Source organism: Rahnella perminowiae, from assembly GCF_019049755.1.
In the GTDB taxonomy this organism is placed as follows: domain Bacteria; phylum Pseudomonadota; class Gammaproteobacteria; order Enterobacterales; family Enterobacteriaceae; genus Rahnella; species Rahnella perminowiae.
In genome coordinates this window covers 1-14,913 of sequence record NZ_JAFMOS010000526.1, presented here as the reverse complement: position 1 = coordinate 14,913, position 14,913 = coordinate 1, and the positions used below count along the sequence as shown (strand labels likewise).

The window sequence follows — 14,913 nt, the reverse complement described above, 5'->3', positions numbered from 1 at the left end:
GCCCCGCCTGAAAATACAGACGGGGCTTTGCTGTGTTGTGCATTAAATCTTCACTTCAGAACGTGTAATTTGCGCTGACCGAAAGATTGCGCGGTTCACCGTAAACGGCGTAATCGCTGAGCCATGAATAATATGTGCGGTCAAACAGGTTGTTGATGTTGGCCTGTACGGACAGCTGTTTTGTTACCTGATAACGCGTGAACAAATCCACCCGTGCCATACTGCCCTGTGATACGCGACGGGTTTCGCCGTCCGGTCCGGTTGCATTCTGGAAAGTGCGGTTTTGCCAGTTTACACCACCGCCGACAGTCAGATCCGGCATCGCCGGCACCTGGTAGCGGCTGAATAATTTCAGCTGGGTCTGCGGCATATTGCTGTTGAGACGGCTGCCGGTTTCGTCTTTCGCCACATAACGCGTCGCACCGAAGGTCATTTGCAGGTTGTCGGTCACCGCGCCGTTTAGCTCAAATTCAGCACCTTTGCTGACGGTGCCATTGACCGCAACATAAGCCTGTTCGCTCGAACCGTTAACGTATCTGCTGCCGTCTTCCTGCGCCACGTTATCCTGTTCGATACGGAATACTGCCATCGTGGCGGTCAGACGACCGTCTATCCACGCAGATTTAAGCCCGGTTTCGTAGTTTTTCCCGGTCGTTGGTGACAGGTAATGACCGTTAATATCGCGGTCAGTCTGTGGCTGGAAGATGGACGTGTAACTGGCATACGCCGACCAGGTATCGTTAATGTCATACACCAGCCCGCCATACGGAGTGATGTTGTTTTTGTTCATACTGCCGCTGCTGCCGTTGGTGCTCCACCGGGTATAGCGCGCGCCGACGATCAACGAAAGCGGATCCGCCAGTGAGAAGCGCGTTGCGAAGTAACCCGCTTTCTGGCGGATCACATCGTCCGCATTCAGATACCAGTCTCCCCACTCCGGTTCACTGACACGCCCGTCCCAGCTGTTGCCGAAACTGCCAATGGTGTCACTATCGAGGGAACCGTCTGCGCTGTAAGTCTGGTTATGCTGCCGGCTGTAGCTGATACCCGCCACCATCTGATGCTGACGGCCAAACCATTCAAACGGCCCGGTGGCATAAGTGTCGATGGAGTCCACTTTGCGGGTGCCACGGTCTTTGCTGCCAAAACCACTGAGGCCGGTGCCTGTAGTGTGATCCGGGAAATTCATGAGATAGAGCAATTTATCGTTAAACGTTTGCTCGCCGTGTGTGCCATTAACGCGCAATGTCCAGCCGTTATCAAAGTCATGCTTCACGTTAGCAAATACTTTGCGCGACTGGATGGCGTAATTCGTCCAGTCTGCGGAAGTATTCGTGCTGCGGTCATAATGGGTGCGCGAACCGTCGGTATACCAGGTTGGCAGGCCGCCCCACGTCGGGTTAGCGGTATTATTTTCCTGATAATCGTAACCGAGCGACACGGTGGTGTTATCGGTCACATCTGCATCCACCACGCCGTAGAAGAATTTTTTGCGCTTGTGATAGCGATCCAGCCAGCTGTCCTGATCCTGATAACCGGCGACCACGCGTCCGCGCACCGAGCCTTCCTGATTCAGCGGACCGGAAGCGTCCAGGACGTAACGCTGTTTGTTCCAGCTGCCGTAACCGGCGCTAATCTCACCGGTGAATTCTTTGCTGTCGGCGTGTTTACGCACCATGTTGACAGAAGCGGACGGATTACCCGTTCCGGTCATCAGGCCGGTTGCACCCCGCACCACTTCGATGCGGTCATAAATCGCGGTGTCTTCGGCTGCATCACCAAAATTCCAGGTATCGCTGACGGAGGTCGGAATGTCGTCGTAGGTGTAACTGTTGATGTAAAAACCGCGGGAAAAATAAGACACGCGTTCGCTGTCAATAACCTCCGTTGAGATGCCGGTGGTATTATTCAGCACGTCGCCGACCGACTGGAGGTTCTGATCCTGCATACGCTGTTGAGTGATAACGCTCACTGATTGCGGAATATCTCGCGGCGTCAGGTTCATTTTGGTGCCTGCGGTGGTGGTTCGGACGGCGTAATCCTGTGCGTCGCTGCCGGTTGGCGTCGCCGTGCCTTCGATCACCATATCTTGCTGCTGACCAAATGTATCCGTACTGGCAGTGCTTTTTATCCCGCTGAGGTTTTCAGCCGCCAGTACCGGATTTACCAGAACAAATATCGCCAGTGCCAGTGATGAAACCGCAAAAGTTCTCCCTGCGTCTGCGGCACACTGGTGTGCATAAATCACCCTGCCATTCAAAGACATAACACATTCCCGTAGAAAATTTTATAAGTGTAAGACTGTTTCTATTATTGTTTTACACGAACAGCCTAAATGAGAATGTAAATAGTAATTATTAACGTTAACCATGTCGCGATGTGGATGAGTTTTAATAAGTAACAAAATGTTAATCAGGTTTTATCCGTGAACGAATCAGTGGTTGGAAATGCATGTCTCTGAGGTTTCTTATGCATTTCAGACTATTCTGTCCCGCATGCGGCCCTTCCGGGTTGTGGAGTCTTCTACCCTTAAGGTGTTCAACATAAGGAGACGCTATGAGACGAATCGCATTGTTACTCACCCTGTTGATCGCGGGTTCTGCTGTCGCCGAAGACACGACTTCGCAACATACTCCCGCGACCTATATCAATATCCTCTGTAGCTCCGCGCTTAATAAACCTGATGGTACTGCGGATTATTTCCGTGAGCAGATCAAAGATATTTCGACGCAATCTCAGTCTCCGTCGTCGATCAATAAGCCAGAGTTTAATGAGGATGAAGCGGATAAGGTGATTGAAACATGGACATCGCTCAGCAAAACCGATCGCGAAAAAATCAGAACACAACAGCAATGTCAGGACACCTTGCTTCAGCGATATCAGGCAGGATAAAGATGGGGAGAGGATAAAAGAATGCGGGATGTGTTCCCGCATTATGTTGACGTTCTCTATCAGGCTGCTTTGACCGCACGTACTTTTTTGGTCGCGGCAGGTTCAGCGACAGCCCGGTCTTCAGCGGTGGTATCGGCTGGTGCGACGGGCTGCTGCGCTGTCCCCTCTTCGGGCAGTTTGCTGGTGCGCAAAATATGCTGGACGGTATCTTTGTGTTCAGCAAGGTGAAGCGCAATATTTTCCGCGAGTGTTTCATCCAGGTCGAGATTGCTTTGTGACAGCCATTCAGTAAAAGCATCTGCCATGTCCAGCATTTTGTCGTATGCATCTGCTTCTTTCTTATTGGCAAAAGTCATTTTCTCTTCACCTTTTCTGACAACAACAAATTTTGTTTCAACAGCCATAATTCGCTCCTTATACTGTAATTATATCCAGTATACCAATAATCAGTGAAGGATACATCATCCGGCCTGTTTTTTATAGTGCTGAGCCTGGATCGCTCTGCCCGGGTGTCTGATCAGCGCAGCCTGACTGAAAGCTCGACATCATCACTGAATGGTACAGAAAGATAACCGTTCTCCGCCGAACGCACATGGGTAAGATAGTTCTGGTTGTAGCTCGCATTGTCGGCGATGATCATCGTGCCCGGATGAAAACGGCTTTCCAGCAAATGCAGAATATCGTCATAAAGTACTTTTGCGCCATCGAGAATCAGTAAATCGATGGTCTCTGGCAGATCAACGGCCAGTGTGTTCAGCGCGTCACCGACACGAATTTCGACTAAATCGCTCACGCCAGCCTGCACAAAATGTTCCCGTGCCTTTGCCACTTTTGTCGGCTCAAACTCGCTGGTGATGACCTTACCGCCGCCGTTATCGCGCAACGCCGCCGCCAGATACAACGTGGACAGCCCGAACGACATGCCAAATTCCACCACCGATGTTGCCTTAGTACTTCGCGCCAGCATATACAGCAGTTTGCCTGTCTCGCGTGATACCGGCAGCCACATGTGTTTCAGCAGACTATATAAATTCAGATATTCTGTTTTGCTGTGCATCATGCGCGTAGTTTCTTCTTCCGGTATCTGCGTGAAATCGAAACGGGCTGCAGCGCTGGCTTCATTGAAAAGACGGTCGAGTAATGGCGCCATCGGTGCGCAGGTCAGAGTGTTTTCTGTGGTCATAGGATTATCCTGTTTAACATTGAGCAACGTGTCATAACTGACTAGAATGCGAGTGATTCATCGCGTTTAAAATTATGCGATGTTTTCGTTGCCTCCACTATTCGCATTCTTTTTTGAGGACTCAGCCCGTCATGACCCACCGCCGCATCCCGCAGGTTTCCTCACGTAAAGAGCCAAAACAATCCCGCTCAGCCGGGCTGGTGGCGACCATTCTTGAAGCCGCTGCTCAGGTTTTAGCGAAGGAAGGCGCCGCCCGTTTTACTACCGGTCGCGTCGCTGAAAGAGCCGGAATCAGCATCGGTTCGCTGTATCAGTACTTTCCCAATAAAGCGGCGATTTTGTTTCGTCTGCAAAGCGACGAGTGGCGGCGAACCCGTGATATGCTGCGCAGCATTCTTCAGGACGCAGAAAAGACCCCTGCCGTGCGCTTACGTATTCTGGTGCATGAATTTATCCGTTCCGAATGTGAGGAAGCGCAGATGCGTGGCGCGCTCAGTGACGCCGCACCGTTTTATCGTGACGCCCCGGAGGCGCTGGAAGCGCGGGCGGCGGGAGAGGAAGTGTTTCATCGGTTTATGCATGAGGTAATGCCGGATGTCGCCGAAGAAAAGCGCCAGCTGGCGGGGGATCTGCTTTCAACCACACTCAGTGCTTTTGGCCGGGACTTTTCTGCCACCCCGCGTACCGCCGCTGAAATCAAAATTTATGCTGATGCGCTGGCGGACATGTTTACAGCCTATGTGCAGGGGGCGGTTTAGTCAGGCGTGAATTTCTGAGGGATAAGCGGGGCTATGAACGAGATGCCATGACGGCACGTTTCTCAGAGGAATTACCGGGGATCCCAAAACGCTAATTTCGTTTCAGGCCGACGGATGGCATAGTAAATGTCTGATTTTTACAACAGGACCGTTCCATGATCGTCGTTACTCCGTCAGTCGATCCGTCACTTGCGCGAATCGCCCCTGGTTTTCGGGTATTAAGCGTGTCTGCGCAGGCCGCGCCGATAACTAACCCTGCCATTGCGGAAGCCGCTTTACAAAGCGCCTGCCGTTTTATCGTTGAGAATGATTTTCCCTGGGCGGATGAACATCTGAACGCCTGGACCGAGGTTTTCAAAGCCTTTGGGGCGAAACCTAAACGTACTGCCTGCTCAGCCGATGCCCTCAGAAAACGCGTGCTGAAAGACGGCACGATGCCAGCCATCGATCCGGTGGTCGATCTTTACAATGCGGTGAGCATTCAGTATGCCATTCCGGTCGGTGGCGAAAATATTTCTGCTTATTCCGGCCATCCGAGGCTGACATTTGCCGATGGCAGCGAGCCTTTTGACACCATGAAAGCGGGCGAACCGGTGATTGAATTCCCCGATGCCGGAGAAGTTATCTGGCGTGATGATACGGGGGTGACCTGCCGGCGCTGGAACTGGCGTCAGGGTATCAGAACCCGGCTCGACAGCGAGGCGCAAAACATGTGGTTCATCCTCGAAAGCCTGCCCGCCATGCCTTTGCAGGCACTCCAGGACGCAGGTGATATGCTGATTAACGGACTGGAACAGCTGATGCCAGGTGTTAAAACTGACGTGAAGCTGATAACACTGGGTTGATGATGCAAATAAGGCTCCTTGCGGAGCCTTATTTATGATCCAGCAGCGAGGTGCCGTAAGAATTATCGATGGTACATACCCAGCGCCCGTCCGGTTCATGGCGGAAAACATAAGTGGCACGACGGGTAGTGGTCACTGTGCCGCCCTGTCCGTCGGGGAAGTGCAGCACCGTTTCCATGATCACCAGCGCATCCTGCGCCCCCTCAATCACCTGCATCTCACCCTGTTTCACCACCAGTTGATCCTGGAAATAATCCGAGATGGCGATAAAGGCTTTGCGGATATCGTTTTTGCCGCGGGCAATCATGCCCGGTTTAATCACCAGCGCCGCATCCACGGCGTAATGCGCCATCAGCGAGTCGAAATCTCTGTCTGATATGGCTTTGTCACAAGCTTCGATAACCTGGCGGATCGGGTGTGTACTCATCCGTTAATGTCCTTTCGCTGAGTTCCAGAATAATGAGATCCCCGTCTGAAATAACAGGATGTCGACCAGGCAGCTGAAGTCTGTCTCTGACATATTAATAACAAATTTTTTGCCAATAAACATCCCTGCCTTCAGCATGCCCTGATACCGGCAGGCGTGCTGAAGGCCCCGCTACACCAGGCGTTTGTTTGAACGTTGGCTGATGGAACAGGGTCAGAGTGGTGATAAGAAAACCGGATCAGTCGTAATTCTCACCATACAGACCAATGAGCCGCCGCACGACACCATTGGTCCAGCCGAAGCCATCCTGCAGCGGATATTCCCCGCCGCCACCTTCACGAGGGATGCCCCCTGAGATGTGGTATTTCTCGATCAGTTTATGATGTTGCTGGTAATACTGATTCACCGTTTTCAGCCAGTTACGGGCAATTTCATCACCCAGCGCATCATTGCCGTATTGCTTGAAACCCTGAATTGCCATCCATTGCAGAGGAGCCCAGCCGTTGGGTTTATCCCATTGTTCACCGGTTTCATATTCCGTCGCCATGATGCCGCCGGGCGTGAATAAACGTTTACGTACAGCCTCTGAAAGCCGTTCAGCCTGGTAATGACTGGCAAGCCCCACATACAACGGCACGACGCTGGCAGCGGAGAACAACGCCATTTGCTGACGGTGCCAGTCGTAATCGCGAAAACAACCTTCGTTGTCATCCCACAGATAACGGTTTATGGCGTCACGCCGGTTTTCTGCTTTACGGCGGAATAAAATTTCGGTGACTTTATCTCCCTTCAAACCGGAAATATTGGCGATAGCGCTTTCGAGTTTATGCATAAACGCATTCAGATCTACCGGGATAAATTGCGTGGTACGGATACTGGCGAGACGGTGGCCGTCACGCAACCAGCGCGATGAATAATCCCAGCCAGATTCCGCCCCCGCACGCAAATCGCGGTAAACCTCGTTGGCTGGCCGGCCTGAATGTTTAGCGGTTTCGACGTCTTCACGCCACGATTCATCGCGCGGGGTGTCCCTGTCATCCCAGTAACGGTTAAGCAGTGTACCGTCCGGCAGGCAAACTGCATGGCGGTACGCCTGATTCGGCGCGAGAGAGTCCGCACCATCCATCCAGAATTCATATTCCATTTTCAGATGATCGAGATACCGCCGTGCGCCACGTACACCGTCTTCCTCGAACAGTTCAACCATCAGCGCGAACACCGGTGGCTGTGAACGGCTCAGATAATACGTGCGGTTACCGTTAGGAATATGGCCGTATATCTCAATAATCCAGGCGAAATTGTCCGCCATGGTGCGCAGGAGATCATTACGGCCACTTTCCGCCAGACCTAACATCGAAAAGTAAGAATCCCAGTAATAGGTCTCACTGAAACGTCCGCCGGGAACCACATAGGCCTGAGGCAAAGGCATCAGTGAAGACCATGGCACATGATCTTCCGGCTGGCGCGTCAGCACTGGCCAAAGTTTATCGATGTGTTCTTTCAGCGAATCGCCGGGATCGGAGACGTATTCATCATCGCGGTGTTCCGGCAGCCAGAAATGTGCGTCAACAAAGCGTTTCAGGTTAAAGCCAGGATGATTCTTTACCCGGCGATAACGCAGCAAAATGTCCAGCGGATCCATCTTCGGCGGGCAGTCCGGGAAGGTTTTGCTGTCCTCGAAAAGCCCTGAAGATTGCACGCTGGTAAACAATTCCAGATAACGGTCAGCAGGCGTTAAGGCATCGGAAGGCGGCAAGCCTTCGATCATCTCTGGTTCCGGTTCTGCATCCATCATCCGGTCAAGGATCAGTTCAATCGGCTCGAGCTCGGTCAGACGAGTCTCTTCGCTCTCAGCATTTTCGCTGTCAAACATTGCGTTTTGGTTCGTCTGGTAATTTGCATTTTGCATATGCTGCAAGCCTCTTGCTTATAAAATTCACACGACGGCGCTGTGTTTTTCACTATGCGGTGTGATGGCGTATAAATCGCGTAAATAGCTTTCGCCCCAGTTCGCAATGTCATTCTTACGCAGCACCGCCATCATGTCGTTATAGCGTTCAAGCCGTTCTTCCAGCGGCATGGTCAGTGCTTTATCCAGCGCCGCTGCCACATCATCCCGGTCATAAGGGTTGACGATCAGTGCCGATGTAAGTTCATTTGCTGCACCGGCAAATTGTGACAAAACAAGAACGCCGGGGTCTTTTGGATCCTGCGCGGCGACATACTCTTTTGCCACCAGATTCATGCCATCTCGCAGCGGCGTCACCAGCCCGACATCCGTCAGGCGGAACAATTTCATGAGCAGGCTGCGCTGGAAATGCTGGTTGAGGTAAAACAGCGGCGTCTGGTTGATACCACCATATTTACCGTTGATGCGCCCCACTTCGGTTTCCAGCTGATGACGCAGTTCCTGATAGGCTTGCACGTCACCGCGCGAGGTCGGGGCAATTTGCGAATAGCGCACTTTACCGCGATGCTGCGGGAATTTTTCCAGCAATGCCTCAAAGGCGAGAAAGCGCTCCGGCAACCCTTTGGTGTAATCGAGACGCTCACAGGAAATAATATTTTTCGATTCGCGTAGTTCGCGTTCCATCGCCGCCATTTTGGGTGGCAGCGGGCCCTCGGCCATTTCCTTTATGCTTTCCGGTGCAATGCTGATCGGATATACGCCGGTAGCAAAGGTTTTGCCAAACGCCCGGTGCTGATGTGTATCGCAATCTTCAATATCAGCCAGCGATTTGAGATTATCCAGAAACGCCATACGGTCACCTTCGGTCTGGAAGCCCAGCAAATCATACTCGCACATCATTTCGAGCAATTCATCGTGTGTTGGCACGGCATTAAAGATTTCCGGGGTCGGGAACGGAATGTGCAGGAAGAAACCAATACGGTTTTTTACGCCGAGTTTACGCAGCGCGGCAGCGAACGGCAGTAAATGATAATCATGGATCCACAAGATATCATCCGCTTTGATGAGCGGCTGCAATCTTTTCGCCAGCATATTATTGACCCGGCAGTAACCGTCCCACGCCTCGCGCTGGAAATCCACCAGATCGATACGATAGTGAAGCGCCGGCCAAAGTACGGCATTTGAAAACTGACAGTAATACAGATCGTAATCGTTTTGATTAAGCGGAACCGAAGCGTAAGTAATGCCGTTATCTTCCATCAGATGCAGGTCATCCTCTTCTTCGCCCGATATTTCACTTATCTCACCATTCCAGCCAAACCAGAGACCTGAAGTATTTTTCAGCGCATCCAGAATGCCCACGGCCAGCCCGCCAGCGGATTTTGAACCGTCAGGAATGGCAATTCGGTTAGAGACAACAACCAGGCGACTCATAATTCGGACTCCTTCTTAAATGTTAATGTGTGACGTTGTAACGCCTCAATCCACCGGTAAACGTCGTGAACGGTTTTGACACGATACTGCGCGAGACTTGAACCTTCGCCAACTTTCACCGTGATCCCCCGCATGGCGTTAACCACTTCGAACCCTTTTTCATCGGTCAGATCATCGCCTACGAATACCGGAATACGTCCGGAAAAGGGTGTCTGTTGCATGAACGTATAAATCGCAGCGCCCTTATCTTTTCCGCGAGGTTTAATCTCAAGAACGCATTTACCGGGCTGAAGTACCAGCTCAGGGAATTTTGCTACGACGGATTCCGCCAGGGCTAATACCTGCTGCTGATGCAGCATTGCCTGACGATAATGCAATGCAAAAGCCATGCCTTTGATTTCGAGTAACGTACCCGGCAGCGCGTTCATTCCCGCTTCAAGAGTTTGTTGCACCTCTTCTGCCACGTGGCGGGGTAAGGTGACGCGGTGCATCCTGCCGCTGCCGTCGCGCATTTCTGCGCCGTGAACACCCGCTGCGGGAAGTTCCAGAGGACTGACCAGCTGATCAAGCTGCTCCACCGGACGTCCCGACACCAGTGCCAGCGCACCTGAAGATGCCGCAAACAGCGTTTGCAGGTGGGCACGAACATCAGCGGGGATCGTGACGGCATCAGGCTCGTCACATATCTCGGCGAGGGTGCCATCGACGTCGAAAAAGTAGGCGTATTGACGACTGTCCAATATCGGAAGAAGCGGTGTTTCGGTGTGATTTTCCTGAATTTCTGTGGTCAAAATAGCTCTCCTGTTTGCAAGTTACGACACAGCGCGTCAATGCACTGAACACCTCTGAAGTAATTTTCCAATAGATAAATATAACTCTTCGTCAGGTAAGCGCAGGAAAAATCAGATTAATCTACACCCTGCTGGCGGGTTTTAACGATAAAAGAGAACAGGTTGAATATTGATTGCTTTCTAAACGGTTGCGGTTAGTTTTTATCCTGTCTGCCCGCGGCCAGTTTGCCGGCGTTATATCCTCAGCAGTGCCGTCACTGCCGTAATTAAGGTGAGTTAATGGCTGCCCAAAGCTGTGCAAATATAGGTGTGAAGAGCGTGGATTTTAAATAGTTTAAACCTGCGGAACCGCCTGTACCTTGCGACTGACCTATAGTGCGTTCAACGAGTTTCGCATGACGATAGCGCCATTCTTGTAGCAGCGAATCCAGGTCTAACAGCTGGTTTAGTAACAGGGCTTCGCAAGAATACTGCTCTAAAATATCCCGGAAGATATCCTTCTCTTCTTTGTTTAACTCGCCTGAGCCGAGGAGTTGTGTACGTACAACTTCCCATAATGAGGCTGGCAGAAGAATTGCCGCTAATCTTTCTTGTATCACATCGTCATGTTCATATTGTTGAAGTTTTTTGCTGTTTGCCTTTCCTAAAAGCGCTTCAATTGCATCAAACTGATATGACTGGAAACCGCTTGCGCCGCCCAGATAACCGCGAAATTGCTGAAACTCATGGAACTTCAGCGTGTCGATGACAGCTATTTGATTTACCATCGTTCGGGTGATGGTATTTATGCGAATCATGCTGCTGATTGACTCAGGTATTTCTCCTTTTTTGATTAAATTAATGACATGATGAATTTCATTAATTAATTGCTTAAACCATAATTCATAGGTTTGATGCGTAATAATGAAAAGGTTCTCATTGCGCTGTTCGCTGTGAGGTGATTTTGGTTGTTGCAGAGATAATAACTCATGTAATTTAAGATAACTTGAATAGTCCATAATAAATTATATGAATACTTCCCGCTTGCGATAACTTCAAACGGTCTGATTCTTGCAGATAAGTCGCAAGTTTATGTCCGGATTTTCTGCCGTCTGATGACTGCGGATTGAATGCCATTCACCGTCCACACCTTATTACCCGCGAGTTTTAAGCCCAAACCATGATTTAGGATTTATGAGCCACGCGCTTACCTGTTTTGGTCATCCCGCCAGTCGTCAAAGCAATCTTTCAGCATTCACCCATTGATTAAGGGTTAATATTTATCAGTATCATGGGTTAATATAGTCTGATACAGACATGGTTTTATTGCTAATCAGGAAAAGGGAAAGAGCAGAGGTTTGCTGGGCAGCGCATCCCCGGTTAAATCCGGTAACTGTAGAGAAATAAAATAATGCCCCGGAAATATACCTTCAGGTAATTGAATTAACTCTGTCACAGAAGCCTGCCTGCGTTCAGTAATAGGGTTGCAGGGGTCTGCCATTCCCCAGAAACAGCGGTGGTTATCCATCAGTCCTCCGTCGTGCAGTTTATCAATAGAAGGTATATCCACAAATAAATGTTGTACGCCAAGCTGAAGTACCCTCTCCATTGCCTGATGGCTAAAATAGGGAGCACCATTGCCGTCAGGCAGCCAGGATTTATCATCCGTTGTAATAACCAGCGCCTGAAGATAATCTGAACCTAGCGGGGTCAGCGCATGGTTAATTGCCTCTTCAGTAATAATCCAGTCATTATCTTCAGCGTGGGTGTTGTAGCGGTCTTTCATTTTTGATACCCGTTCTAACGAAACGTGAATCAAAGTGGCAGCCATAAAAAGAGGCATGCTGAGATCAGCTACGTTATGTATTTCAGGCAAAATATGACCGATGCATTCAGTATGGGTGCCGTGACAATGTGGAACGAAACTAATAAGCGAAGCGTTACAGGCACCGCCGGAAGTTACTCTGGCCTGACTATTCTCATATTTTAAGGGAGCTTCATAAGCCGGTGCAATGCCATAAAGATTGACAGCGTTATCTGCAAAACAGAGCTGCGCAGAGAGTTTAATCGACTCCTGATGGTGAATTATATGGGTACGTCCACGATAAACTATTTCAATTCGGGTCATCGGAAATATTCCTCCAAATCTTTCTCAATACATTATGTCAGGGATCTTTACACCGCAAAGTGCAGAGCCGGATCGTGGATAGTGATTTCAGAACGCAGTCTGGGAAAGTTTTCTATAGGTATGCACAAGTGTATCCAGCAAACGGGCTAACGTCGGGGCATCTGTTGAAGGTGCCATGATAGTCGCGCGCCACCAACGGCGGTTATCAACAAATGAAGATGCCAGATGAAAGATTCCTTGCTGCATCAGCTCGTTGCGCACAGCGATGTGTAACCGGTCACTGTCCGGACCTGGTGTATCGGCATATCGGAAGCAGACAAGATTGCTTTCCGGCTCACAAAGTCCCTCAAACTCTTTTCGTGCCAGGATCATTAGCCAGAACCTGCGTGCTGCCCGATGGCGGCTATGGACATACTCTGCCAGGCCCGCTTCTCCTCTGTGCGCCAGATTAAGAAAGACCTTAAGACCAAGTTCTGCCTTAGACCCTTCGATGGTGTAGTGCATCAGATCCGGACCGGGACGGTGTTCGTCGAAAAACAGGTAATCGGCATTGTGCTGGAATGCCTGGCTTAAGTCTGCACGGGCGCGAACAAGCACGGCAGCGGCAAGTGTTGAGGTCCGCAGCATTTTATGCGCATCCCAGGTGATTGAATCTGCCTGAGCGATACCCTGCAGGTGGTGGCGTAACTCGGGAACGAGTAAGGCAGATCCTCCATGAGCCGCGTCGACATGCAGCCAGATACCTTCGTGATGGCAGGCGCTGGCGATTTCTTCCAGGGGGTCGAATAAGCCGGTTGGTGCTGCGCAGGCATTGGCGACAACGGCCATCACTGTGCGGCCAGCACGATGATGCGCCTTGATGCTCTCGCTAACCTGCGCACCGGCAACGCGTCCAAAGCGATCACAAGGCAGTGCGTGTACTGCGCGACTGCCAAGGCCAAGAATGGCAGCCGCCCGTGAGACGGAGACATGGGCGTTTGCCGGCGCGAGAATAATCACATTTTGCGGCATTCCATGCTGCCATACATCGGGAAAAATATGATGACGGGCCACCAGAAGGGCTGTGAGGTTCGCCAGCGAACCGCCATGAACAAGGATCGCGCCGGAGTCTTCGGGGGACCAGCCCACTTTTCCGAGCATCCACTCGGTGACCACCAGTTCGGCCGCTACCCCGGCGGCGCCCATCTCGAATAAAGACATGGCATTGTTGCTTACGCCATGCACCAGGTCGGCAATGGCGGAACCGATATCGGGAACCGCGCATTGGTGAGACATATAACCGGGATGGTGGAGCCGCGTTCCCTGATCCAGATACGCCTTAATGAATGCGGCTAATGTGCTGTCCGTCATTCCGCCAGCTTTAATGGACGTGCGCATGTTCAAGTCATTAATCAGCTTCTGCGGTGGAGTTTGTTTTAATACGGTTACTTCACCCTGCTGGGAGTCCTGGACATAGTCGTCCAGCACTTTGGCCACTGCGAGTACGGCATCAGCGAACTCACCTGCCCGCCAGCCGTGGTATCCCTCCTTGTGCATCATGCTACGCCCTCTTTCAACGTCGTCCGCGGGTTGCGCATCGTAATGCATCCCGGATGCACACCGAGTCCCATTGAGGCGTCAATAACGGCGCCATGCATGATGACAGCGGCGTCTGTCGTCAGCCACCACAGAATATCGGCGATTTCATCGGGGCGTATGAGCCGCCCCTTCGGGAGTTGAGCAATAAGTTCATCCGCTGATGCAGACGATAGAGGATCCAGCGTGCTTTGACGGAACATCGGCGTGTCAACAGCCCCGGGACAAACACAAAATACCTCGACGGGATCATGAACAAGTTCCGCCGCCCATTGCCTTGTCAGGAAGGCGATTGCCGCTTTGGTCATGCCGTCTGTATCCCTAAACCCCGGAAAGGCTGCTATTCCACCATCAACGCTTGAGAGCATGAGGATTTTCCCGTAGCCGCGTTTCAACATCCCTGGGAGAAACTGCCTGGTGAGCCAAAGTGGCCCCAGACAGTTGACTTGCGTGAATAATGCGTCCTGCTGATGCCGTTCTTCTATGCCAGCAAGCTCTACGGTTTTGGTTCCTAAAGCCGCGTTGTTTACAAGGATGTCGATTTCTGCGGGAATAGCGTCAACAAGCTGCAAAAGGCTTTCCCAACTGCCCTGATCGTAAGGTAAAGCTTGGGGGGGAATAGAAACAAGGGAAGACAAGGCGTTAATAAGTTCAAGCGCCCGATCCTCACCCCGATGATAGGTAAACCACACCTGATCACCTCTGCTGGCGAAGGCCCGGACTGTTGCAGCACCAATACCGCTGGAACCACCCGTAATTAAAATATTCCGGCTTTTTCCCGGCGTTGACGTTTCCGCATTCATCAGTTCAACTCCTCACAGCATAAAGTATCCGTTCTAATCAATGAAGCCTGATATTATTGTTTTGTATCTCTATCACCTGAGAAACTATTATGATTTATCGGGTTCAGCGTTTTTAACGCGGCATCAGACTCTAAAACAACCTGACTATCCCTTTAATATCAATTGAGTAGTTATGTTACAGTTTAATAA

The 14,913-nt window shown here is 51.0% G+C and carries 14 protein-coding genes; 3 read left to right on the top strand and 11 right to left on the bottom strand.

Annotation, left to right across the window (positions count from 1 at the left end):
- Positions 1-55: 55 nt before the first annotated feature.
- On the bottom strand, positions 56-2,266 hold the full coding sequence (fhuE, locus tag J1785_RS11850) for a ferric-rhodotorulic acid/ferric-coprogen receptor FhuE (protein WP_217219473.1): 2,211 nt from the start codon (positions 2,264-2,266) through the stop codon (positions 56-58).
- A 290-nt stretch (positions 2,267-2,556) separates the two neighbouring features.
- Here fhuE and J1785_RS11845 point away from each other — a divergent pair, with 290 nt between their 5' ends.
- The gene (locus J1785_RS11845; RefSeq protein WP_129953582.1) at positions 2,557-2,892 is read left to right on the top strand and encodes a hypothetical protein; all 336 of its coding nucleotides are present in this window, start codon (positions 2,557-2,559) and stop codon (positions 2,890-2,892) included.
- Between the two features lie 59 nt (positions 2,893-2,951).
- On the opposite strand, the gene J1785_RS11840 is transcribed toward J1785_RS11845, so the two are convergent.
- Both J1785_RS11840 and J1785_RS11835 read right to left on the bottom strand, forming a co-directional pair.
- On the bottom strand, positions 2,952-3,296 hold the full coding sequence (locus tag J1785_RS11840; protein WP_129953581.1) for a YebG family protein: 345 nt from the start codon (positions 3,294-3,296) through the stop codon (positions 2,952-2,954).
- 113 nt (positions 3,297-3,409) lie between these two features.
- Positions 3,410-4,075, bottom strand: a complete 666-nt coding sequence (locus tag J1785_RS11835) for an O-methyltransferase (RefSeq protein WP_129953580.1) — start codon at positions 4,073-4,075, stop codon at positions 3,410-3,412.
- A 131-nt stretch (positions 4,076-4,206) separates the two neighbouring features.
- On the opposite strand from J1785_RS11835, the gene J1785_RS11830 reads away from it, so the two are divergent.
- The gene (locus tag J1785_RS11830) at positions 4,207-4,833 is read left to right on the top strand and encodes a TetR/AcrR family transcriptional regulator (protein WP_217219472.1); all 627 of its coding nucleotides are present in this window, start codon (positions 4,207-4,209) and stop codon (positions 4,831-4,833) included.
- A gap of 155 nt (positions 4,834-4,988) precedes the next feature.
- The gene (locus J1785_RS11825; RefSeq protein ID WP_217158530.1) at positions 4,989-5,678 is read left to right on the top strand and encodes a B3/B4 domain-containing protein; all 690 of its coding nucleotides are present in this window, start codon (positions 4,989-4,991) and stop codon (positions 5,676-5,678) included.
- 28 nt (positions 5,679-5,706) lie between these two features.
- Here J1785_RS11825 and J1785_RS11820 read toward each other — a convergent pair whose 3' ends face one another.
- From J1785_RS11820 to J1785_RS11785, 8 genes are all read right to left on the bottom strand, one after another.
- Positions 5,707-6,105 (bottom strand): YybH family protein, encoded by a 399-nt coding sequence (locus J1785_RS11820; RefSeq protein WP_217219471.1) that lies wholly within the window; start codon positions 6,103-6,105, stop codon positions 5,707-5,709.
- A 238-nt stretch (positions 6,106-6,343) separates the two neighbouring features.
- Positions 6,344-7,978, bottom strand: coding sequence for an alpha,alpha-trehalase TreF (gene treF, locus J1785_RS11815; RefSeq protein WP_129953746.1), 1,635 nt, complete (start codon positions 7,976-7,978; stop codon positions 6,344-6,346).
- A gap of 63 nt (positions 7,979-8,041) precedes the next feature.
- A complete protein-coding gene (gene otsA / locus J1785_RS11810) occupies positions 8,042-9,448 on the bottom strand; it encodes an alpha,alpha-trehalose-phosphate synthase (protein ID WP_129953576.1) in 1,407 nt (468 codons plus the stop codon).
- The gene (gene otsB, locus J1785_RS11805) at positions 9,445-10,239 is read right to left on the bottom strand and encodes a trehalose-phosphatase (protein ID WP_238483193.1); all 795 of its coding nucleotides are present in this window, start codon (positions 10,237-10,239) and stop codon (positions 9,445-9,447) included. Before otsB ends, otsA begins: the two co-directional genes overlap by 4 nt.
- Before the next feature lie 266 nt (positions 10,240-10,505).
- Positions 10,506-11,237, bottom strand: coding sequence for a tryptophan 2,3-dioxygenase family protein (locus J1785_RS11800; protein WP_129953575.1), 732 nt, complete (start codon positions 11,235-11,237; stop codon positions 10,506-10,508).
- Between the two features lie 314 nt (positions 11,238-11,551).
- Positions 11,552-12,346, bottom strand: coding sequence for a cyclase family protein (locus J1785_RS11795; protein WP_129953574.1), 795 nt, complete (start codon positions 12,344-12,346; stop codon positions 11,552-11,554).
- A gap of 87 nt (positions 12,347-12,433) precedes the next feature.
- Positions 12,434-13,723 carry a pyridoxal phosphate-dependent decarboxylase family protein gene (locus J1785_RS11790; protein ID WP_217219470.1) on the bottom strand — a complete coding sequence of 430 codons (1,290 nt, stop codon included), beginning with the start codon at positions 13,721-13,723 and terminating at the stop codon, positions 12,434-12,436.
- Between the two features lie 158 nt (positions 13,724-13,881).
- Positions 13,882-14,724 (bottom strand): SDR family NAD(P)-dependent oxidoreductase, encoded by an 843-nt coding sequence (locus J1785_RS11785; protein WP_129953573.1) that lies wholly within the window; start codon positions 14,722-14,724, stop codon positions 13,882-13,884.
- Positions 14,725-14,913 lie beyond the last annotated feature (189 nt).